This window comes from Salinispora goodfellowii (assembly GCF_059570675.1).
Genome location: NZ_JCANTD010000026.1, coordinates 36,017 through 56,630 on the forward strand (window position 1 = coordinate 36,017; position 20,614 = coordinate 56,630).

The 20,614-nt window shown below is 70.6% G+C and carries 19 protein-coding genes; 11 read left to right on the plus strand and 8 right to left on the minus strand.

Annotation, left to right across the window (positions count from 1 at the left end; translation table 11 throughout):
• Nucleotides 1-10: 10 nt before the first annotated feature.
• The 3 genes from T398_RS20585 to T398_RS20595 are packed head-to-tail and all read left to right on the plus strand — an operon-like array spanning nucleotide 11 to nucleotide 3,661.
• Nucleotides 11-475 (plus strand): DUF4442 domain-containing protein, encoded by a 465-nt coding sequence (locus T398_RS20585; RefSeq protein WP_180199308.1) that lies wholly within the window; start codon nucleotides 11-13, stop codon nucleotides 473-475.
• A gap of 58 nt (nucleotides 476-533) precedes the next feature.
• On the plus strand, nucleotides 534-1,289 hold the full coding sequence (locus tag T398_RS20590; protein WP_496449196.1) for an HAD family hydrolase: 756 nt from the start codon (nucleotides 534-536) through the stop codon (nucleotides 1,287-1,289).
• Entirely contained in the window at nucleotides 1,286-3,661 is a 2,376-nt protein-coding gene (locus T398_RS20595) for a glycoside hydrolase family 65 protein (protein WP_496449197.1), read from the plus strand. Before T398_RS20590 ends, T398_RS20595 begins: the two co-directional genes overlap by 4 nt.
• A gap of 54 nt (nucleotides 3,662-3,715) precedes the next feature.
• On the opposite strand, the gene T398_RS20600 is transcribed toward T398_RS20595, so the two are convergent.
• Nucleotides 3,716-3,886, minus strand: coding sequence for a hypothetical protein (locus T398_RS20600; RefSeq protein ID WP_496449199.1), 171 nt, complete (start codon nucleotides 3,884-3,886; stop codon nucleotides 3,716-3,718).
• A 150-nt stretch (nucleotides 3,887-4,036) separates the two neighbouring features.
• Between T398_RS20600 and T398_RS20605 the strand changes: the two genes are divergently transcribed.
• Nucleotides 4,037-4,684, plus strand: a complete 648-nt coding sequence (locus T398_RS20605) for a dienelactone hydrolase family protein (RefSeq protein WP_496449200.1) — start codon at nucleotides 4,037-4,039, stop codon at nucleotides 4,682-4,684.
• 99 nt (nucleotides 4,685-4,783) lie between these two features.
• On the plus strand, nucleotides 4,784-4,966 hold the full coding sequence (locus tag T398_RS20610; protein ID WP_496449202.1) for an antitoxin: 183 nt from the start codon (nucleotides 4,784-4,786) through the stop codon (nucleotides 4,964-4,966).
• 78 nt (nucleotides 4,967-5,044) lie between these two features.
• Here the strand turns inward: T398_RS20610 and T398_RS20615 are convergent, their stop codons facing one another.
• On the minus strand, nucleotides 5,045-5,581 hold the full coding sequence (locus T398_RS20615) for a C39 family peptidase (RefSeq protein ID WP_496449203.1): 537 nt from the start codon (nucleotides 5,579-5,581) through the stop codon (nucleotides 5,045-5,047).
• Between the two features lie 223 nt (nucleotides 5,582-5,804).
• On the opposite strand from T398_RS20615, the gene T398_RS20620 reads away from it, so the two are divergent.
• Nucleotides 5,805-6,545 carry a carbonic anhydrase gene (locus T398_RS20620; RefSeq protein WP_496449205.1) on the plus strand — a complete coding sequence of 247 codons (741 nt, stop codon included), beginning with the start codon at nucleotides 5,805-5,807 and terminating at the stop codon, nucleotides 6,543-6,545.
• 124 nt (nucleotides 6,546-6,669) lie between these two features.
• On the opposite strand, the gene T398_RS20625 is transcribed toward T398_RS20620, so the two are convergent.
• From T398_RS20625 to T398_RS20635, 3 genes are all read right to left on the minus strand, one after another.
• Nucleotides 6,670-7,686, minus strand: coding sequence for a coiled-coil domain-containing protein (locus T398_RS20625; RefSeq protein ID WP_496449206.1), 1,017 nt, complete (start codon nucleotides 7,684-7,686; stop codon nucleotides 6,670-6,672).
• 298 nt (nucleotides 7,687-7,984) lie between these two features.
• Nucleotides 7,985-9,337, minus strand: a complete 1,353-nt coding sequence (locus tag T398_RS20630; protein WP_496449207.1) for a YibE/F family protein — start codon at nucleotides 9,335-9,337, stop codon at nucleotides 7,985-7,987.
• Nucleotides 9,338-9,379: 42 nt separating this feature from the next.
• Nucleotides 9,380-9,682, minus strand: a complete 303-nt coding sequence (locus tag T398_RS20635; RefSeq protein WP_496449209.1) for a metal-sensitive transcriptional regulator — start codon at nucleotides 9,680-9,682, stop codon at nucleotides 9,380-9,382.
• Between the two features lie 103 nt (nucleotides 9,683-9,785).
• Between T398_RS20635 and T398_RS20640 the strand changes: the two genes are divergently transcribed.
• From T398_RS20640 to T398_RS20650, 3 genes are read left to right on the plus strand one after another with little or no spacing between them, the layout of a single operon-like run.
• Nucleotides 9,786-9,995 (plus strand): heavy-metal-associated domain-containing protein, encoded by a 210-nt coding sequence (locus tag T398_RS20640; protein WP_018818845.1) that lies wholly within the window; start codon nucleotides 9,786-9,788, stop codon nucleotides 9,993-9,995.
• A gap of 23 nt (nucleotides 9,996-10,018) precedes the next feature.
• A complete protein-coding gene (locus T398_RS20645; protein ID WP_496449211.1) occupies nucleotides 10,019-10,246 on the plus strand; it encodes a hypothetical protein in 228 nt (75 codons plus the stop codon).
• Nucleotides 10,247-10,254: 8 nt separating this feature from the next.
• A complete protein-coding gene (locus T398_RS20650) occupies nucleotides 10,255-12,564 on the plus strand; it encodes a heavy metal translocating P-type ATPase (RefSeq protein ID WP_496449212.1) in 2,310 nt (769 codons plus the stop codon).
• A 449-nt stretch (nucleotides 12,565-13,013) separates the two neighbouring features.
• On the opposite strand, the gene T398_RS20655 is transcribed toward T398_RS20650, so the two are convergent.
• The gene (locus T398_RS20655; RefSeq protein ID WP_496449214.1) at nucleotides 13,014-14,057 is read right to left on the minus strand and encodes a sodium:calcium antiporter; all 1,044 of its coding nucleotides are present in this window, start codon (nucleotides 14,055-14,057) and stop codon (nucleotides 13,014-13,016) included.
• Between the two features lie 161 nt (nucleotides 14,058-14,218).
• On the opposite strand from T398_RS20655, the gene T398_RS20660 reads away from it, so the two are divergent.
• Nucleotides 14,219-15,016: a class I SAM-dependent methyltransferase gene (locus tag T398_RS20660; protein WP_496449215.1), complete on the plus strand. Its 798-nt coding sequence runs from the start codon at nucleotides 14,219-14,221 to the stop codon at nucleotides 15,014-15,016.
• Between the two features lie 153 nt (nucleotides 15,017-15,169).
• Entirely contained in the window at nucleotides 15,170-19,024 is a 3,855-nt protein-coding gene (locus T398_RS20665; RefSeq protein ID WP_496449217.1) for a glycoside hydrolase domain-containing protein, read from the plus strand.
• Here T398_RS20665 and pyrF read toward each other — a convergent pair.
• Both pyrF and T398_RS20675 read right to left on the minus strand, forming a co-directional pair.
• Complete coding sequence (gene pyrF, locus T398_RS20670) at nucleotides 19,021-19,770, minus strand: orotidine-5'-phosphate decarboxylase (RefSeq protein WP_496449219.1); 750 nt, start codon at nucleotides 19,768-19,770, stop codon at nucleotides 19,021-19,023. The two genes, T398_RS20665 and pyrF, sit on opposite strands and share 4 nt — an antisense overlap.
• On the minus strand, nucleotides 19,767-20,468 hold the full coding sequence (locus tag T398_RS20675; protein ID WP_496449221.1) for a spermine/spermidine synthase domain-containing protein: 702 nt from the start codon (nucleotides 20,466-20,468) through the stop codon (nucleotides 19,767-19,769). The genes pyrF and T398_RS20675 overlap by 4 nt, the downstream gene beginning before the upstream one ends.
• Nucleotides 20,469-20,614 lie beyond the last annotated feature (146 nt).

Here is a 20,614-nt window from a genome sequence, read left to right on the forward strand (position 1 = left end):
ATATCCGGGCATGAGCATCGATGCAAGCCAGGTGGCCGCCAGCATGCTGGCGGCCGTGCCCTTCGCCCGTACGCTGGGCTTCGAATTCGTCGAGGTGGTCCCCGAAGCCGACGGTGCGATCCACGCGGTGGTCCGGCTGCCCGACACGCCGGCCACCCACAACCATGTCGGTGGGCCGCACGCTGGCGCCATGTTCACCCTCGGCGAGACGGCCTCCGGCGCGGTCGTGGTGGCCGCGTTCGCGTCGGTGCTCGACCGGGCGACGCCGCTCGCCGTCAGCGCTGAGATCGCGTACCGGAAGCTCGCCATGGGGGCGGTGCGGGCGACCGCGCGGCTCGATCGGCCGGTCGCCGACGTGGTCGCGGAGCTGGACGCCGGAGAGCGACCCGAGTTTCGGGTCGGCGTGGAGATCGCCACCGAGGAGGGCAAGCCCACCGGGGAGATGACCATCGTCTGGACGCTTCGTCCGCACTGATCGGCGCGTTGAGCGCCGAAACGGTTTGCGTCCCGACCAGGCTGGATAGATTCGAACGATGCTGGGTCTGCCTGCGCACGTGACCGCCTGCCTGTTCGACCTGGACGGGGTGCTCACCCAGACCGCTCGGGTGCACAACGCCGCGTGGCGGGCGACGTTCGACGAGTTCCTGCGTCGTCGCGCCGCCGCCAACGACGAGCCGTTCACCCCCTTCGACCCGGATGAGGACTACCGGCGATACGTTGACGGCCGGCCCCGGTACGACGGGGTCCGCAGCTTTCTATCCTCGCGCGACATCGTGCTTCCCGAGGGAACACCGGACGACCCGCCCGAGGCCGAGACGGTCCACGGCCTCGGCAACTGCAAGAACGTCCGGCTGCTCCAGGAGTTACGGACGCACGGGGTGGACGCCTACCCCGGCTCGGTGCGGTACCTCCGGGCGGCGACCGACGCCGGGCTGCGCCGAGCGGTGGTCACCGCCAGCGCCAACGGCGGTGAGGTGGTCGCCGCGTCCGGGCTGGCGGAGCTGCTGGAGGTGCGGGTTGATGGTCTCGTCGCCCGCGCCGAGAAGTTACGCGGCAAACCAGAACCGGATACCTTCCTGGCCGGGGCCGAGCGGCTCGGGGTGGCTCCGGGGAACGCGGCCGTCTTCGAGGACGCCCTCGCCGGAGTCGCCGCCGGTCGAGCCGGTGACTTCGGGTACGTGGTGGGCGTGGACCGGGTCGGGCAGGCCGATGCCCTCTTGGCGCACGGCGCGGACATCGTGGTGCAGGACCTCGTGGAGCTGATCGAGAATCGGGAGCCGGGGGCATGATCCGAGAACGCGCATACCCGGTCGAGCCGTGGCATGTCCGAGAAACCAGGCTGGACATGGATGTGTTGGCTCAGTCCGAGTCAGTGTTCGCCCTCTCCAACGGGCACATCGGCCTGCGCGGCAACCTCGACGAAGGCGAGCCGTACGGCCTGCCGGGCACATACCTGAACTCCTTCTACGAGTTACGCCCCCTGCCGCACGCGGAGGCCGGCTTCGGGTTCCCCGAGTCCGGACAGACCCTCGTCAACGTGACCAACGGGAAGATCATCCGGTTGCTGGTCGACGATGAGCCACTCGACGTGCGATACGGCGAACTCCTCGCCCACGAGCGGGTGCTCGACCTACGCGAGGGCACGCTGCACCGGACGGTGCACTGGCGCTCGCCGGCCGGTCGGGAGGTCTGCGTCCGCAGCACCCGGCTGGTCTCGTTCCGGCAGCGCTCCGCCGCCGCCATCAACTACGAGGTCGAGGTGGTGGACGGCAAGCCGCTGCGGCTGATCGTCCAGTCGGAGTTGGTGGCCAACGAAACCCTGCCGGCCCAGAGCAAGGATCCACGGGTGGCGGCGGTGCTGGAGTCGCCGCTGTCTGCCGAGGAGGAGCTGACCACCCACGACGGTGGCCTGCTGATCCACCGCACGAAGGTCTCCGGCCTGCGCCTCGCCGCCGCGATGGAGCACGAGGTGCAGACCACCGCGCGGACCAACATCGAGTCCGAGGGGTACGAGGACTGGGTGCGGACCACCATCGCCTGCGTGCTCAAGCCCGGCGAGACGCTGCGGGTCGTGAAACACCTGTCGTACGGGTGGTCCAGCCGCCGATCGCTGCCGGCACTGCGGGACCAGGTCGGTGCCGCGCTGGCCGCCGCCCAGTTGGACGGGTGGGACGGGTTGCTGAAGGAACAGCGGGAGTACCTGGAGGAGTTCTGGGACTCCGCCGACGTACTGGTGGAGGGCGACCCCGAGGTGCAGCAGGCGGTACGCTTCGGGCTCTTTCATGTGCTCCAGGCGGGTACCCGGGCCGAGCGCCGGCCGATCTCGGCGAAGGGTCTCACCGGCCCGGGGTACGACGGCCACGCCTTCTGGGACACCGAGATGTTCGTGCTGCCGGTGCTCACCTACACCCACCCCACCGCGGTGCGCGATGCCCTGCACTGGCGGCATCACACCCTGCCGATCGCGCGGGAACGGGCCCGTACGCTCAACCTGGAGGGCGCGGCCTTCCCCTGGCGCACCATCGAGGGACCAGAATCCTCCGGCTACTGGCCGGCCGGTACCGCCGGCTTTCACATCGCCGCCGGCGTCGCCGACGCGGTACGTCGCTACGTGCAGGCCACCCAGGACACCGACCTGGAGCGGGAGATCGGCCTGGAGTTGCTGGTGGAGACCGCGCGGTTGTGGCGGTCGCTGGGCCACCACGACCGGCACGGGCAGTTCCACATCGACGGGGTGACCGGCCCGGACGAGTACACCGCCATCAAGAACGACAACATCTACACCAACCTGATGGCGCAACGGAATCTGATCACCGCCGCGGAGACGGCGATGCGGTACCGGGAGGAAGCCGAGCAGCTGGGCGTCACCGACGAGGAGGCAGCGGCGTGGCGGGACGCCGCCGCGTCCATGCATGTCCCCTACGACCCGGAGATCGACGTACACGCGCAGGTTGAGGGCTTCACCCGGTTCCAGGAGTGGGACTTCGTGCACACCCCATCGGAGAAGTATCCGTTGCTGCTGCACTATCCGTACTTCGATCTGTACCGCCGGCAGGTGATCAAACAGGCCGATCTGGTGCTGGCTATGCACTGGCGGGGGGACGCGTTCACCCCGGAGGAGAAGCTGCGCAACTTCCTCTACTACGAGCGCCGTACCGTCCGCGACTCGTCGCTGTCGGCCTGTACCCAGTCCGTCCTGGCAGCTGAGGTGGGGTATTCGGAACTGGCCCACACCTACCTGCGGGAGGCCGCGTTGATGGACCTGCACGACCTGAACGAGAACACCCGCGACGGCGTCCACATCGCCTCCCTGGCCGGTGCGTGGATCGCCCTGGTCGCCGGATTCGGCGGGTTGCGCGAGCACGACGGAACCCTCTGCTTCACGCCCCGGCTCTCCAGCCGCCTGGGTCGGCTGGAGTTCTCCCTGCACTGGCGCCGGATCCAGCTTCGGGTGGACATCCAGCCCCACCAGACCACCTACGCGTTGCAGCACAGCGACCCGAAGGAGACGCTGGAGTTGCTGCACCACGGTGAGCGGGTCGAGGTCACCGGCGCCGAACCGGCGACCCGGCCAACCCCACCAGTGAGTGAGCCGAGCCAGACCCCGGAGCAGCCGCCCGGTCGAGATCCGCTGATCCGCCTCCCGGAGCGGGAACCGTAGGGCCCGGCCCGGCCCGGCCCGGCCGGATCGGGATCCGGCCGGGGGGTCAGCACCTCACATCTGGCGGCCCTGGGAAGGGCGGCCGGCGGCGTCCCGCGGCGCCATCGCCCGCGGATCATCGGCGGTACGCGCCTGCGCCGCCTCGTCCGCCCAGTCCCGGTTCGCGTCGCGTTTTCGTCGTTCCCGCTCGGCGGCCTGCTGCCGAGACTCCTGCTGCTGCGCCATGGCGATCCTCCCGATCCATCACCGGCGCTGCCCGCGCCGGTACGGTCCGCCCGCACCAGCCGGGTACCCGAAGCCCGCCGCGGCGAAACGGGACCGGACGGGCCCCGAGACGCACGCATGGCGGGCGAACGGGTGGGAAGGACCGGTGCTGTGGACGTACGGAGTGAGGTGTCGGTTCCGGCTGGGGACGTCCAGCTGACGGCTGATCTTCGGGTGCCGCCGGAGCCGGCCGGAGTGGTGCTCTTCGCACACGGCAGCGGCAGCTCGCGGCGGAGTTCCCGCAATGTCGCGGTGGCGCAATTCCTCAATCGCCGCGCGCTCGGCACCGTCCTGGTGGACTTGCTCACCCCCGATGAGGAGGTGGCCGACGCGCGCACCGCGCAGCCGCGGTTCGATATCGGCCGGTTGGCCGGCAGGCTGTCCGCGATCGTCGACTGGCTGGCCACCGGAGAGCCGGTGGGCGCGGTGCCGATCGGGCTCTTCGGGGCCAGCACCGGGGCCGCCGCCGCCCTGGTGGCTGCCGCCGAGCGCCCGGACGGGGTTGGCGCGGTGGTTTCCCGAGGCGGCCGGCCGGATCTTGCCGGCCCGGCGCTGGGCCGGGTACGCGCACCGACCCTACTGCTCGTGGGTGGCCTCGACGACCAGGTGCTCACCCTGAACGAGCAGGCTCGGGCGGCGCTGCCGGGGCCGGCGGAGCTGACGGTGGTCCCCGGCGCCGGGCACCTGTTCGAGGAGCCCGGTGCGCTGGAACAGGTGGCTCGAGCGGCGGCGACCTGGTTCACCGATCACCTTGGGTGACCCGCGGCCGGCGCGTGCTGTCCCGGCACGGTCCGTTGTTTGTGTTCCCGGGCGCCGGGGAACGCCGTACGTGCAACACCCGGACCCGAGGAGAGACACATGAAGAAATTCATGGATCAGGCCAGGGAATACGTCGAGAAGCAGGATGAGCAGGTCGACCGGGGCATAGCGAAGGCCGGTGACATGGTCAACGAGCGCACCGGCGGCCGGTACAAGGAGCACGTCGATCGCGGCGTGGACATGATGCGGTCCCGGACCGGTGAGGGCGACCAGAACCGCTGACGCAGACGCATCCGAGTTTCGGCGCGGTACGCGCCGAACGGGCCGGTCTCCCCGATGGGGAGACCGGCCCGAAGGCGGTCAGGACGAGTAGCCACGTTCGGCGATCCAGTTGGCGACTTTCGGTACGGCCATCCAGTATTCGCGCTTGGGTGCGGCCGGATCGGCGACCCGGAGGAGGTCGTCCTGGGGGCGATAGCCCACCAGCGTCAGGTAGTGGCCTCCCTCGTACGAGTGCGGGGTGCCGTCGGTGTCGACCGTGGTCCCCCGGACGTTGGCCACGACCGCGCGTCCCTGTGCCAGGGCGTGCCGGGTGTCCTCGCGGAGTTGGTGAATCTCATCCGGTTTGGCCGTCGTGTCCGGTATCTCGGTGGTTCGGTACGCGTCCCCGGTCAGCTCGTTGAGGACGCGGGTGACGTCCAGGGTCGAGTCCGTGCCGGCGTGGGTGGTGCCGAGCCGTTGGGCGACCGCATCCTGCGGGAGTTGCCGGCCCAGCGCGGAGAGCGCCATCCGGGTCGCTGCGGGCCCGCAGTAGTAGAAGTTGGGCTGGGCCTGATAATCGATGGTGACCAGCAGCCCGGCGACCGCGCGGCCGTCGGTGGGGGTGATCGTGTTCATGGTCGGGCTCCTCTGGGGGGCCGGAGTCTTCCGGGTACCGGAGCCACAACGGGCCGGCGGCGGTGGGCATTCCTCGGCCCGAGGGGGCCCGTTCGCGGCCAACATATGAAGCACAGATCACGCATGCCTTGACGTGCTTTCTGCTTCATGTGAGCGTGGGTACGGCCCAGGGTCCCGTACTCCGGGCTTCAGGTTGGGCCTCCCACAGGGATGAGGTAAGGGCATGAATCGCCCCGAAACGCCCGATACGCAGGCGGGTGCAGCTCAGCTGTCCGCCGGTGGATCCGGCGATCCGCGGAAGCACCCGGTCGACCCCCGAGCAGCGGTCGCCGAGCTACATGCCGGTAACCGGCGATTTGCCGCCGGAACTCCGGACCGCCCGCACCAGGATGTCGGCCGCCGGATCGCGCTGGCGGAGGGCCAGCAGCCCTTCGCGGTGATCCTCGGCTGTTCCGACTCGCGACTGGCGGTTGAGCTCATCTTCGACCGCGGTCTGGGTGACCTGTTCGTGGTACGCACGGCTGGGCACGCCGTCGGGCCGGAGGTGCTCGGCAGCGTCGAGTACGCGGTCGCCGCGCTGGGCGCCCCGCTGGTGGTGGTGCTCGGGCACGACTCCTGTGGCGCGGTGCGGGCGGCCCGGTCAGCTGAGGCCACCGGCGCACCGGTCTCCGGGCACCTTCGGGCGGTCGTGGAGGCGGTGCTGCCGAGCGTCCGTTGGGCCGAGGCCGCCGGGGTTGCCGACCTCAACCAGATCGTGGACCACCATGTCGAGCGGACCGTTGCCATGCTGCTGGACCGCTCCGCGGCGGTCGCTGCCGCGGTGGCTGCCGGTACCTGCGCGGCCGTGGGACTGTCGTACCAGCTCACCACCGGCGCGGTGCGGACCGTGACGGAGGTCGGGCTCGCGGCGTCGAGCGCGCCCCCGGCGGGCGGCGCCGGGGCGGAGCCGCCCGCTCCCGCCTGAACCACCCGTCGGCGGCGAGTGGCGCGACGGGTGGTGCCGCGAGAACGACAACGCACCGGGTCCTCAAGAACGACAACGGGCCGGTGTCGCGCAGAACGCGGTACCGGCCCCGGTCGTCGGCCTCCTACAGCAACGACACGTGGACGTGGTCGGTGTGGTTCGACGGGCCGCTGTACGACTTCCAGCCGGTGGCCGGGAACCAAATCTGCCGGTTCCAGATCACGTAGTAGATACCGAGCCGGTCGGCGTTACGGACCAGGAACGCCGTCAGGTTGTTGCCGTAGATGCGCATGTCGTTGTTGTGCCAAGGGCTGAACCCGCTGTTCTGGAGCGACCAGTCACAGGCCCGGCCCTTGGGGTGCTCGTACGGCCCACCCGAGCGGTAGCACCCGACGAATCGGTCAAAACCGGCTCGCTTGACCTCGTTGTACATGTGCAGTGTCCGCGCGGTGATGCAGCCGCTGGTGGTCGGATCGTTCTCGGTGCAGCCCAGCGACTGCCAGCTGCCGTCCGAGTTGCGTCCCGGGGCGACCCGGGCGACCGGCGATTCCGCGTCAACCAGGCCGCCGGTGAGCCCGGTGCCGCCGACGAGACGGAGCGCCTTCTCCGCCTCGAGCTTTCCGCGTTCGAGGTCGCTCTTCAGCTTCTGTTGCTTGCGTACCTCTTCGTCGACCCCCACCTTCGCCTGCTCGGCGCGAACCTTGATCGTGTTGACTTCCTTGATTCGCTGGTCGTTGACGCGGTTCAGCTCATCCAGCGCGGTAGCCCGGGCGATGAAGGAGCCGGGGGTGTCTGCTTCCAGCAGCGTCGATATCGCCCCGACCCGTCCCGTCCGGTACGACTGGGTCGCGATCTCCGCCACCTGGGGGGCGAGCTCGTCCAGCTCGACCTTCGCCTTCTTGATCTCCTTCTCGAGGGCGGTTTGGCGCTTCTCGGACTCCGCCAACTGCGCCTTTGCCTTCACGTACTCGCGGTTGCGGACCTCGATGAGATCACCGAGTAGCTCCGGCTCCTCGTCGTGCCCCGAGGGCTGCGGGGGAGAGGTGGGGGTGGCGGACACCGGGATCGGCCCGGCGAACACGGCCAGCGCGGTGAGCACGGCCGCCACGGGCGTCAACCAGCGGCGTGGGGGTGCCGTCACAATGATCCCTTCCGTTGACCGCCGGCTGGGCGAGCTGACGGGTTGGGGCGGTAAGCGCTCCCTGACGGGGCAGCCGCACTCCGGCTGCCCGCCTCCCCGGCTCGCCTCGCGGCGGTTGGGCGGTGGTCCCGCAGGTGCCGGTACGCGCCTTTGGCGGTGACCGGCAGCGAGGTTACCTGACGCTCATCCGGTCGAGCTACGCCCCATACTCGACTAATCGCACCAAATCGTCGACACGATGGGTGATAAGGGCCCCGTTTGTTCGGCCCGTGGGTTCTGGTCGTTACGCCGCGTACTTTTACCATGGGTCTTCCGTGTTGTGGTCCCCGCCGGTCCGTCGATCGCCGGCGGAGGCGACCGGGCCGGAGCGGGCGGCGCTGAGCGCCGCCAGCACCTCGACCCGAGCGGTGCGCGGTCGCGGCCCTGGCACGGTGCTCCCGCCCGACTCGCCACCAGCGGTGCCACCAGCGGTGCGACCGGCCGTGGTCACGATGGCGGCGAGCCCGGTGGTGAGGGGGACCGCGGCGATCAGTCCCAACGTGGCCACCGCACTGCGGACGATCTCCTGGGCGAGGAATTCGCTGGTCAGGATCTGGCTCACCGGCCGTGAGTCGGCGGTCAGCAGGAGTAGCACCGGCAGCGAGGCTCCGGCGTACGCCAGCACGATTGTGTTCACCGTGGAGGCGATGTGCGCCCGACCAACCCGGGTGGCGGAGCGGTAGAGCTGGCGACGGGACAACCCCGGGTTGGCGTTCGCCAGCTCGGTCACCGTGGCGGCCTGGGTGACGGTGACATCGTCCAGTACCCCGAGCGAGCCGATGATGATTCCGGCCAGCAGCAGGCCGTGCAGGTCGACGTTGGTCTGGAAGATCGACAGCGTGATCGCCTCCTCGCTGCCGTACCCGGTCAGCCGGGTGGCGGCGGTGGCGAGTGAGCCGAGGAGACCGGTGAGGACCAGGCTGCCCAGGGTGCCGAGAACCGCCACCGAGGTCTGCGCGGTCACGCCGTGGGTGAGGTACAGGACCACAAACATGATCAGGGCGGCGCCGACCACCGCGACCAGTAGCGGCGACTGGCCGGCGCTGATCCCCGGCAGGACGAATGTCAGGAGGACGGCGAAGCTAGCCGTCAGTCCGGCGAGCGCGGCGAGCCCGCGCCAGCGGCCGAACGCCACGATCGCGGCGGCGAAGAGCGCCACCAGCCACAGCAGGGGCTTGCCCCGCTGGTGCTCCGCGATGGTGTACATGCTCGTGGTCGGGTCGGTGGGGTCGGTCAGCTCGACCAGGATGATCTCGTCGTCGACGGTGACGTCGGGGGCGCCCGGTCCGGCGGGAATCGGCGTGCCGACCTCACGTCCGGCGTCCGGCCCCTGCTCGACCCGGACGGTCACCTCGCCGCAGCGGCCGGCGTCGGCGCCCAGCCCGGGATCGGCCGGCTCCGGGGTGGGGGGACAGGGCTCGGTGACCACCTTCGTCACGGTGCCGTGGTAGCGGGGTGGCTCGGTGCCCGCCTCGGCGGTACGGGTGTCGCGCGGCCAGAGGGCCACCGCGGTGACCAGGGTGGCGAGGAGTAGGGGGACCACCGTCGCGACGAGAATCCGTCGCACCCGGGGTGGGGTGGCCGGAACGGCTCTGGTGTGGTCGGCGCCCATCTGTTCTCCCAACGACTACCGGGCGAGTAACGGGACGGGCGGTCAGCCGCGTTTCATCAGTCGGCCGACGGCAGCCATCATCTCGGTCGCCATCTCGTCGGCTCGCCCCTCGGCCGCCCCCTCGCGCAGGCAGTGGCGGGCGTGTCCGTCGAGCAGTCCGAGCGCCACCTTGTCCAGCGCGGCCTGGATCGCCGAGATCTGGGTGAGGACGTCGATGCAGTATCGATCCTCCTCGACCATCTTCTCGATCCCCCGGACCTGCCCCTCGACCCGGCGCAGCCGGGTGAGTAGCTGGTCCTTGCTGGCGGTGTAGCCGCGGACCGGGGCGGGTTCGGGTCTGGTCATGCGGATCAGAATACCGTACCCCTCAGGGGTATGCTAAAGTCGCGAACAGTTACCCCTGGGGGGTATTTCCCAGGGGGTTGGCCAGGTGGAAGGGGAGGTTTCCATGGTCACCACCACATACCAGGTGCAGGGCATGACCTGCGGGCACTGCGTAGCCGCGGTCAGCGCCGAGGTGGGTGAGCTGCCGGGGGTGGAGCAGGTTCAGGTTGACCTGGCGGCTGGCCGGCTGACCGTCACCAGCCAGCACCCGATCGAGGTCGAGACCGTACGCGCCGCAGTCGACGAGGCCGGCTACGACCTCGTCGACGCCTGACCCGCGTCGAGACCGAGGTCCGCATGAAAACGGCGACGAAGCTCACCGCCTTCCTGCTCGGTCTCGCGGTGGTGTTCGGCGCGGCGTACGGGGTCGGTCAGGTGACCGGCCCCGGCACCCCTGCCGTCGAGACCCACCACGACGACCCCGGGCACGCCAACCCGGAGCGGGACGACCCCGAGCACGATGCCCCTGAGCATGACGACCCCGGCACCGGGTCCCACCCCCCGGAGCGCGGGCCCGACCGGTAGGGAGTGCGATGACCACCACGAGCAGCCCGAAACCGCGGGCCGACCACCAGATTGAACTGTCGATCGGCGGGATGACCTGCGCCTCCTGCGCCGCCCGCATCGAGAAGAAACTGAACCGGATGCCCGGCGTCACCGCCACGGTGAACTACGCCACCGAGAAGGCCCGGGTCGCGTACGTCGACGGGGTGACCCCGGACGACCTGATCGTCACGGTCGAGAAGACCGGCTACACCGCCGTCGTACCGCCGCCACCGGCAGCCGCAGCGGCGCCCGCCGCCGAACCGGCCGACGAACTGCGCGGGCTCGCTACCCGGCTCGGGGTCTCGGCCGCGCTCACCGTGCCGGTGATCCTGCTGGCGATGGTGCCGCCCTGGCAGTTCACCTACTGGCAGTGGCTGTCGCTGACGCTGGCCGCCCCGGTGGTGGTCTGGGGTGGCCTGCCCTTTCACCGGGCGGCCTGGGTCAACCTCCGGCACGCCGCGGCGACCATGGACACGTTGGTGTCGCTGGGCACCCTCGCCGCGTTCGGTTGGTCGCTCTGGGCGCTCTTCCTCGGCACGGCTGGCGTTCCCGGCATGACCCACCCGTTCAGCTTCGCCATCGTCTCCGGCGGCGGCGCGGGCCACATCTACCTGGAGGCGGCGGCCGGCGTCACCACCTTTATCCTCGCCGGCCGGTACTTCGAGGCGCGCGCGAAGCGCACCGCCGGTGCCGCCCTGCGCACCCTGCTGGAGCTGGGTGCGAAGGACGTGGCGGTGCTGCGCGGTGACGTGGAGACCCGGATCCCGATCGACCAGCTGGTGGTGGGGGACCGGTTCGTGGTGCGCCCCGGTGAGAAGGTCGCCACCGACGGGGTGGTGGTGACGGGGAGCTCGGCGGTCGATGCCAGCATGCTCACCGGGGAATCCGTGCCGGTCGAGGTCAGGGCCGGCGACGCCGTGATCGGCGCCACCGTCAACGCGGGTGGACGGCTGGTGGTGAAGGCCACCCGGGTCGGCAGCGACACGCAGCTCGCCCAGCTGGCCCGACTGGTGGAGGCCGCACAGTCCGGCAAGGCGGCCGTGCAACGGCTCGCCGACCGGATCTCCGGGGTCTTCGTTCCCGTCGTGATCGCCCTTGCCGCCGCCACCCTTGGCTGGTGGCTGGGCAGTGGCGCCGGCCCGACCGCGGCCTTCACCGCCACGGTAGCTGTGTTGATCATTGCTTGCCCCTGTGCCCTGGGCCTGGCTACCCCCACCGCGCTGTTGGTGGGCACCGGTCGGGGCGCACAGCTCGGCATCCTGATCAAGGGGCCGGAGGTGCTGGAGTCCACCCGGACGGTGGACACGGTCGTGCTGGACAAGACCGGGACCGTCACCGCCGGCCGGATGGCCCTGGTGGACGTGGTCGCGGCCAGCGGTGTGGAGCGGGCCGAGCTGCTCCGGCTCGCCGGCGCCCTGGAGGCCGCCTCGGAGCATCCGATCGCCCAGGCGGTCGCGGCGGGGGCGGCCGAGGCGGGGCCCCTGCCGCCGGTAACCGACTTCGCCAACCTCGAAGGGCTGGGCGTCGAGGGCGTGGTGGCGGGCCACCGCGTGCTGGTCGGCCGGCTCCGACTGCTGCGGGAGCGGGGACTGGACGTACCGGAAGAGCTGGTGACGGCCGGTGCCACGGCGCAGGCCGCCGGTGCGACGGCGGTGCTGGTGGCCTGGGACGGGCGGGCCCGCGGGCTGCTCGCGGTCGCCGACGTGGTCCGGCCGACCAGCGCGCTCGCGCTCCGACAACTGCGGGAGTTGGGCCTGAACCCGGTGTTGCTCACCGGCGACAACGAGACCGTCGCCCGGGCGGTCGCGGTCGAGGTCGGGATCGACGAGGTGGTCGCGGAGGTGCTGCCCGCCGAGAAGGTGGCGGTGGTCCAGCGGCTCCAGCGGGAGGGCCGGGTGGTGGCGATGGTCGGTGACGGGGTCAACGACGCCGCGGCGTTGGCCCAGGCCGACCTCGGGTTGGCGATGGGCACCGGTACGGATGTGGCGATCGAGGCGTCCGACCTGACCCTGGTGCGGGGTGACCTGACCGCCGCGGCCGACGCCATCCGGTTGTCCCGGCGGACCCTCGCGATCATCAAGGGCAACCTGTTCTGGGCGTTCGCCTACAACGTGGCGGCGCTTCCCCTAGCCGCGGCCGGTCTGCTCAACCCGATGATCGCCGGGGCCGCGATGGCCTTCTCCTCGGTCTTCGTGGTCGCCAACAGTCTCCGGCTGCGGGGTTTCCGCCCGCTGCCCCAGCTCCCGGCGGGGCTCCGCGCTTCCGGCCACCCCCGGTCTTCCGGCCACCCCCGGTAGCGAGGGGCATCCCAAGCCCGCCCGGCCAGCGCGGTTAGCGGCGCTGCCGGGCGGGTACGCGTTCCGCCGGGACTGCTGTGCTGCTGGGGCCGTTGTCGCCGGGCCCGCCCCGCCGTGCGGCGGAACGTGTCCCATCGTCGAGTCCACTCGTTGCCAGGAAAATGCCGTCCGGCGGCGTTGACATCAGCTGGGGGATGTCGCGGTGCGAAACGGGGGTGAGTCAGGGTGTCGAGGTGCGTGGTGATCGCGCGGCGGGCCGCCGCGGTAGCGGCGCTAGTCGTGCTGGTACTGAGCGGTCACGGCGAGCAGCACGACGCTGGCAGCCCCGCCGCGCCACCCCCGCCGGTCCCGACGAGCCGCTGACCCGCACCGCTCCCCGGCATCGGCGACGCCACCATCACCCGGGCCGCTTGCGCATCTTGTCGACGATCCGGCTGTCCTGGCGCCGGTCAGGTGGCCAGGATGACGGTCATCACCGCGTAGCTGATCAGCAGCAGGATGCCCTCGAAGCCGAGCCGCCCCCAGCCGTACGCCTGCCGCACCAGCAGGCCGCCGAGCAGGATCGCGGTCATGAACAGCGCACTGGTAGTCACGAAGAGTTGAGCGTCGCCGGCAGCGTGGTAGATCGAGCCGCCCCGGTAGGCCACGTCGCCGACCACCAGGTTGAGGGCGTCCAGGCTGTTGCCGCCGAGGACGGCGGCGATGGCCAGGGTCGGGGCGCCCCGGCGGACCGCCGCCACTGCGGTAACCGTCTCCGGGAGGGCGTTCACCGCGCCCATCAGGATCGCCCCGACGAAGCCCGCGCTCAAGCCGGTGCCCAGCACCAGGCTCTCGGCGGCCCGGGCGATCGCCCACCCTCCCATCGCGACCAGCAGACCCACCGCCGCGAAGCGTACCCAGAGCCGGCTGGAGCTGGTCCGGTCGAGGCTGCCGTGCTCGTGGCTGATGTCCGGCAGGGTCTCGGCGGTGGCTACGGCTCGCCACAGCGGACTGGCTCCGGAGCGGCGGACCAGATGTAGGCCGCCGAGGTAGGCGGCGACCATGGCGAGTGAGGCGGGGTGCAGACCGGCCACGGTGACATCCGGTGCGTAGCGGCCGAGCAGGACCAGCGAGAGCAGCACGATGAGCAGGACCCCGAAGAGCACGTTCGACAGCGACGCCGAGGCGTGCTCCAGGTTGGCCCGGCGGTGGAAGGCGTCCGCCACGGCGACTGCGGTGGTCTGGGCGGCGATCCCGCCGACCGCGTTGCTGTAACCGAGCTGCGGCTGCTCCGCCGCCGCGGTGACGGCGGTCATCACGATGCCGGACAACGAGGTTGCCAGCCCGATGAAGACCGCGCCGAAGAACGCCTCACCCCAGCCGGTTCGGTCGGCGAGGGTGTCGCCGAGGGCGACCAGGCGGATGCTGCCCAGCACCGTGAGGATCCCCGCCACCCCGAAGACGGCGATGCTCGGCCCGGTCGGCCACGGCAGGCTGGTCAGTACGTCCGGCACCGGCCGGGGATTCCCCGATCTGCCCGATCGAATCCCGCGGTGGCGGATGTCCGAATCGCAACCCGATGGCGGGCTGGCCGGAACGGGTTGGTGCGTTTCGCCGCTGCCGGAACAGCCGAATGCCTATGGTTCTTAGGTCATTTTGCCGCAAGGAGTTAACTATGAGCATATTCCATGGAACTGTAGGTTTTTACCGACAGTTCCGGCCGGATATACCGACGGCGGTGGCCGATGTCTTGGACGCCGCGGTCCCCGCCGGTTCGCCGCGACGGCTGCTCGACATCGGCACCGGTACCGGCCTCGTGGTGGAGGCGCTGCGGGACCGCTTCGACGACATCACCGGCATCGACCCGGACGCCGAGATGCTCGCCGCAGCCGAGAACGCACTCCGCCCGCGGCTACCCGCCGACGTCCAGCTGCGCCTCCAGGAGGCCACCGCGGAGGAGTACACCCCATCAGCCGGGTGGCAGGCCGACCTGGTGACCATCTGCCGAACGTTCCACTGGCTCGATCAGGTGCGGGTCCTGAATCAACTGGACGCACAGGTCAGCCGGGACGGTGCCGTCGCGATCTTCGCCGACAAGAGCTTCTGGGTCGCCGACAACGAGTGGGAACTGGCGGTCCGGGCGGTCATTCAAGAATTTCTCGGCGATCAACGTCGGGCGGGTGAAGGCACGTTCCACGGGCAGCGCCGTCCAGACCTTCAGGCCCTACGCGACTCGCCGTTCAACCGGGTCGAGGAGGCCGTCGTGCCGGTGCACCGGACCTGGACGGCCAACAGCATCCTTGGCTACCTGCACTCCACCACGTTCGCCGAACCGGAACTCTTCGGCGACCGGCTCCATGAGTTCGACGACGCGGTCCGTGCCGTCCTGGGCCAGCACAGCGACACCGACACCTTTGTCGAGGAGAACGAGTTCCTCATCCATCTCGGCCGGCGGCCGAGCGTGAGTCGGTAAGCCGGACCAGGTGACCTCGGCTTTCTGGGGTGGCTGCACGCGGTTCACCGGATGAACACCCGGGGCCGGCAAGATAACGCCGACAACGTTGTCGGCGTGAGGAGTTCTGCTGTGCCACCACATTCACCCGACCCCCAGGATGGAGTCTCCACCGTGCCGAGGCGGCGGGCCAACCGCGGGCGCAACCGCTGGCGCACCACCGCGATCACTGCGGTCCTGGCCGTTGCGTCGACCGGTGTGGTCGCCGTGCCAGCGACGGCCACACCGGTCGAAGGCTCATCGGTTGACTACACCTCGTTCGTCAACCCGTTCGTGTCGACCGCCGGTGACTACGGCAACGACCTGCCCGGGGCGCAGGCGCCGAACGGGTTGGCGAAGGTCAGCCCGCTGACCACGCCGGAGCGCAACCACGCGGGCTACGACCACGACGAGACCCAGATCGCCGGATTCACCCAGACGAACCTCGATGGGGTCGGCGGCTCCGGTGGCGGTGGTGACATCCTCGTCGTGCCGACCCAGGTCGAGTACAGCGCTCGGCCATCGACCGAATCCTATGCGCATCCGTTCACGCACGAGGCCGAGACGGCCGCACCCGGGTACTACCAGGTGCGTCTCGGCGAGATCTCGGGCCCGGACAGCGCCGTGGAGAACGGCCCGGGCGAGATCAACGCTGAGGTGACCGCGACGACGCGTACCGCGCTGCACCGCTACGCCTTCCCCGCCGGAGCCACCCCGGAACTCGTCGTCGACCTGCATAACAACTTCACGAACCGGACCAGCTCGGCAGTGGACGTCACGCAGCTCGGCGACGGTCGGGTCGCGCTCACCGGTGAGCTCCGGGGCAGCTTCTACGGCGCCTCCTACGCCCTGCACTACTATGCCGAGACCGAGCAGCCGGTCACGTCGGTCAGGACGTGGGCAGCGGACGAGTTCGGCGACGCCGCGTCCCGGCAGGGCGTCGACACCGGCGCCATCCTCGCCTTCGCGCCCGAGGACGCGGACGAGATCGGCCTGCGCATCACGCTGTCGCCGATCAGCGCGGAGCAGGCGCGGATCGACCAGGTCGCCGAGGTCGGCGGCCGGACCTTCGACGAGGTACGCGCGCGTACGAAGGCGGTCTGGAACGAGCGTCTCGGCCGGGTCGACATCTCCGCCTCGGCGGCGGCGGACCCGGACGGCACCCTGGGCCGCCTCTTCTACACCCACCTCTACCGCATGTTCGCGCTCCCGGTGAACGCGACCAGCACCTCGGGCACCTACCGGGGCGTGGACGGCGTGGTGCACCAGGTGGACGACTTCACCTACTACGACGGATGGGCGTCCTGGGACGACTTCCGCAAGTACTCGGTGCTGGCCTACCTCGACCCCGAGCTGTACCGCGACATGATCCAGTCGCTCAGCTACCTCTTCGCCGACGTGGCGAGCACCGGCAGGAGCATCGGCGGGCTCACCCACTCGGTGCCGACCGTACGGTGGGAGCGCTCTGCGGTCATCATCGCCGACGCCATCTCGAAGGGCTTCACCGGCTTCGAACGGCTCGACCAGGCGTACCCGGCGTTGAAGGAGTACGTCGGCTTCTCCGACGGCGACCAGCTGGGCCAGGGGCACCCTAAAGACCGCCCCGGCGACTCGGTGCAGCGCGGCTACGACCAGTGGGCGTTGGCGATCATCGCCGACGCGCTCGGCCACGGTGCCGAGGCGACGCAGCTGCGCGAGGCGGCCGCGCTGCCGATGGCGAACCTGTACAAGCCGGATGCCTGGACGGCGGCGGACGGCACCCAGGTCGGACTACTCACTCCGCGCGCGGAGGAGGGCGACTGGATCGAGGCCGACTACGAGCGGCTCGGTGCGGCGAACCTCTACCAGGGCACGCTCTGGCAGTACAACTGGTACCCGGTCTACGACCTGGCCGGCGTCGTCGCCGCGATGGGCGGGCCGGCGGCGGGTCGACGCGGGGCCGTGCACTTCCTCGGCGAGGACGACCCGGACAACGGCCTCGGCATGCTGCACTCCAACGCGAACGAGGTCGACCTGCAGGCGCCCTACCTCTTCAACTACGTGGGGCTGCCGAGCCTGACCCAGAAGTGGGTGCGCACGATCTACACGAAGGAGAGCTGGAACCGCTACCTCGCCTCCAGCAGCACCGCCGACTACCCGAGTAGCGACGGTGAGTTCCGCCCGCCGATCAAGACCAAGGTCTACCAGCTGGACCCGCGGGGCTTCCTGCCCACCATGGACAACGACGCCGGCACGATGTCGACGATGTTCGTCGCCGCGGCCATCGGCCTCTTCCCGGTTACCTCGGGTTCCTCCCAGTACCAGCTCGGCTCGCCGTTCTTCGACCGCACAACGATCTCGTACGCGGACGGGCGCACCTTCACCATCTCCGCCGACGGCGTCTCCGCCGACAACTACTACCTCCAGTCCGCCTCGTTGAACGGGGCGAACTTCGGTAACACCTGGCTCGACTACCACACCCTTGTCCAGGGCGGTGCCCTCGACGTACGGATGGGGGCCACCCCCTCTGACTGGGGTGCCGACAGTGAGCCGGCGTACTCGATGAGCACCGCGGGCGACGGCGACGGCGGCGCTCCGAGCGACTACACCGTGCGCGCGTCGGCCACGACGATCGCCGCTCGCGCCGATGGCGACCTGAACGGCTCGGTCAAGCTCGCCCTGGAGGGGGGCGCCCGGTTCGCCGGCCGTCCCGGCACGAACTACCTGAAGACGGGCGCGGCCTCGATCCACGGGCTGCCGGCCGGCGTCAAGGCGAAGGTCGAGGTCGTCAACGCGAAGAAAATCCGGGTGGCGCTGACCGGCTCGACCACGACCAGTGCCCGGTTCTTCCTCACCTTCACCGACTCGGCCTTCGCCCGCGGCGTCTCCGCCGCTCAGGTCACCGGCGACGGGCTGTCCTCGCGTACTCCGCTGGCGATCTCGGTGGCCGCGGCGGAGCGCCAGCAGCTGCAGGAACTCGTTGCCGAGGCGGTCCTGGTCCGCCAGGGAAACTACTCCTACGCCACCTACCGAGTCTTCGACGCCGCGGTGCGGTGGGCCCAGGCGGCGCTCGCCGACACCTCCGCCAGCACGGCGACGTTGCGCAGCGCCGGCGAGTCCCTGACCGGCATGATCGCCGCGTTGGCCATCGACGAGGGTGGACAGCGCGTACTGGAGGGGGAGCAGTCCGACGAGTGGTCGGGCGGCGACCTGAAGAACGAGGCGAACTCCGGCAGCGGCAACCTCGGTGGGGTGCGGGACGGGGCCTGGATCCAGTACAAGAATCTCGCCTTCGATGTCGCACCGACGACGCTGGCGATTCGCTACGCGAGCAAGTACTCGCCCGACGGCGCGCCGAGCTCCCTGCAGGTGCGGGCGGGTACGCAGGATGGACCGGTCGTGGGCGAGGCGACGCTGCCCGGCACCGGCAGCTGGGGTAACTGGGTCACCACCCAGGCGGAGATCACCGATCCCGAGGCGCTCGTGCAGGCCCGGGACGTGGCCTTCGTCTTCCACGCCCCGGACGGGCAGGACTGGGTGTCGAACTTCGACTGGTTCCAGTTCGGTCCGCAGCCCGACGACCCGGGAGACGGGCCGGTGGACACCACGGCGCTCGACGCCGCCATCACCGAGGCGGAAAAGTACGTCGACAGCGAGGACCGGTACGGGAGCATCGACTTCGCAGTGTTCCGACAGGAGCTGGATGCGGCCCGCGCGGTCGCCGGCTCCGGAACCGCCACCCAGGCTGAGGTGGACGCCCAGGCCCGGGCGCTCCGGCTGGCGTACCAGCAGTTGGTCCCGCGGGCCCGGCTGGCGCTCGAGAACACCGTCGCGCAGGCGGACTCGCTCGACGAAGACCGGTACACCAAGAAATCCTGGGCGGCGCTGACCCACACCCTCGATGCGGCCAAGGCCACCCTGGCTGACGCGGCGGCGAGCGACGCGAAGCTGACCAAGGTCGAGGCGGCGCTGGCGAAGGCGCTGGCCGGGCTGAAGATGAAGCCGGCCTAGGTCCCGGGCCGTCCTTGCCCACCCAGCTCGTCGGCGAGGTGGGCAAGGACGGCGGCCGGATCGGCTGCCCGGGTCAACGACCGGCCAATGATGACGTGGGTCGCGCCCGCCCGGACCGCCGCCACCGGGTGGGCCGGCCGGGAGTGTTCGGTCGTGACCCCGGCGGTCAGGTCGGCCGGCAGCCGCACCCCGGGCGTAACGATCAGCATGTCCGGGCCGAGCGCGGCGCGCAGTGCCGCCGCCTCCCGGGGCGAGGCGACCACGCCGTGACAACCGGCGTGCTGGGCCAGCCGGGCCAGCCGGACAACCTGCTCATCGACCGTGCTGTTCAGCCCAACAGCGGCGAGGTCGGTGTCGGTGAGGCTGGTGACGACGGTCAGCGCGAGGACCTTGAGCCCCGGGAAGTCAGCGGCGGCCCGTACCGCCGCTGCCATGATTCCGGTGCCGCCCATGGCGTGCACGGTCACCATGGTCACGCCGAGCCGGCCCGCTGCGCGGACGGCACCCGCGACCGAGGTGGGGATCTCGAACAACTTGAGATCCAGGAAGACCTCCTTGCCCGCCTCGACCAGCCCGGCGGCCAGCCCCGGACCGGCGACGGTCAGCAACTCCAACCCCACCTTGTACGACTTGGCGGCGTCGCCCAGCCGGTCAACGGTCGCCTCGGCGGCCCGAACGGTGTCGAAGTCGAGCGCGATGATGATCCGGCGGCCCGGGTCACCAGGTTGGTGCCGAACCTCGCTCATGCTCGCGAGTCCGGTAGCTCTCCCCGCTTCGCCGCGGTAGCCCGGACCAGGTAGACCACGTCCGGTGCGCACGCGGCGGTCGGCGTCTCCAGCAGCTCCAGCTCGCCGAAGCGCTCCCGGAGTCGCTGCTCGAAGGCGGCGTCCCGGCTCGCGCTCCAGATCGCCAGGACACCCCCCGGTCGGAGCCGGCCGGCCACCAGGTCGAGCCCGCGCTGGGCGTACAACTCGGCGTTGGCCTCGAAGACGAGCCAGTTCGGGCCGTTGTCGGTGTCCAGGCAGATGGCGTCGTACTGGTCGTCGGTCTCGGCCAGCCAGGCGAGGATGTCCGCCTCGATGATCCGTACCCGTGGGTCGGCCTGCGCGGCGCCGGTGAGGTGGTGCAGGTGGCGGGCGTGCCAGCCGATCACGGTGGCCTCGATCTCGACCACGTCGACGGCGGCCAGTTGCGCGTGCTCGGTCGCGCGCAGCAGCGAGAACCCGACGCCGAGCCCGCCGATCAGCAGCCGGGGCGCCGATGCCGTGCACCTGCTCATCGCCGCGTCAACCAGCAGCCGCTCGGACCGGCCGTCCGAAGTGTCCATCAGGAAGACGCCGTTGCTGATGACCTCGTAGCGGCCGTTCGCCTCGCGGAGCACCAGCTCACCCCGGCCGGTCGTCACCCGGTCCAGGGTGATTGGTGGCTGCCGGAAATCGTGCACGGTAAGTACCCCCGCGGGACGTGAGAGACGGGACGGGTCAGGCGGGCCAACGCGTCGCATCACTATAGGCGCCGGTCAGCGAACCGCCCCCGGGATTTCTGCGTCCTAACCTCGCGCCGAACGAGGCGGTGCGGCGGGCCGCCGGC

Coding starts and splice junctions, on each gene's coding strand:
- T398_RS20650 (WP_496449212.1), top strand. CDS start 10,255: ATGACCACCACGAGCAGCCCGAAACCGCGGGCCGACCACCAGATTGAA.
- T398_RS20660 (WP_496449215.1), top strand. CDS start 14,219: ATGAGCATATTCCATGGAACTGTAGGTTTTTACCGACAGTTCCGGCCG.
- T398_RS20595 (WP_496449197.1), top strand. CDS start 1,286: ATGATCCGAGAACGCGCATACCCGGTCGAGCCGTGGCATGTCCGAGAA.
- T398_RS20615 (WP_496449203.1), bottom strand. CDS start 5,581: ATGAACACGATCACCCCCACCGACGGCCGCGCGGTCGCCGGGCTGCTG.
- T398_RS20620 (WP_496449205.1), top strand. CDS start 5,805: ATGAATCGCCCCGAAACGCCCGATACGCAGGCGGGTGCAGCTCAGCTG.
- T398_RS20635 (WP_496449209.1), bottom strand. CDS start 9,682: ATGACCAGACCCGAACCCGCCCCGGTCCGCGGCTACACCGCCAGCAAG.
- T398_RS20590 (WP_496449196.1), top strand. CDS start 534: ATGCTGGGTCTGCCTGCGCACGTGACCGCCTGCCTGTTCGACCTGGAC.
- T398_RS20600 (WP_496449199.1), bottom strand. CDS start 3,886: ATGGCGCAGCAGCAGGAGTCTCGGCAGCAGGCCGCCGAGCGGGAACGA.
- T398_RS20645 (WP_496449211.1), top strand. CDS start 10,019: ATGAAAACGGCGACGAAGCTCACCGCCTTCCTGCTCGGTCTCGCGGTG.
- T398_RS20585 (WP_180199308.1), top strand. CDS start 11: ATGAGCATCGATGCAAGCCAGGTGGCCGCCAGCATGCTGGCGGCCGTG.
- T398_RS20630 (WP_496449207.1), bottom strand. CDS start 9,337: ATGGGCGCCGACCACACCAGAGCCGTTCCGGCCACCCCACCCCGGGTG.
- pyrF (WP_496449219.1), bottom strand. CDS start 19,770: ATGAGCGAGGTTCGGCACCAACCTGGTGACCCGGGCCGCCGGATCATC.
- T398_RS20610 (WP_496449202.1), top strand. CDS start 4,784: ATGAAGAAATTCATGGATCAGGCCAGGGAATACGTCGAGAAGCAGGAT.
- T398_RS20640 (WP_018818845.1), top strand. CDS start 9,786: ATGGTCACCACCACATACCAGGTGCAGGGCATGACCTGCGGGCACTGC.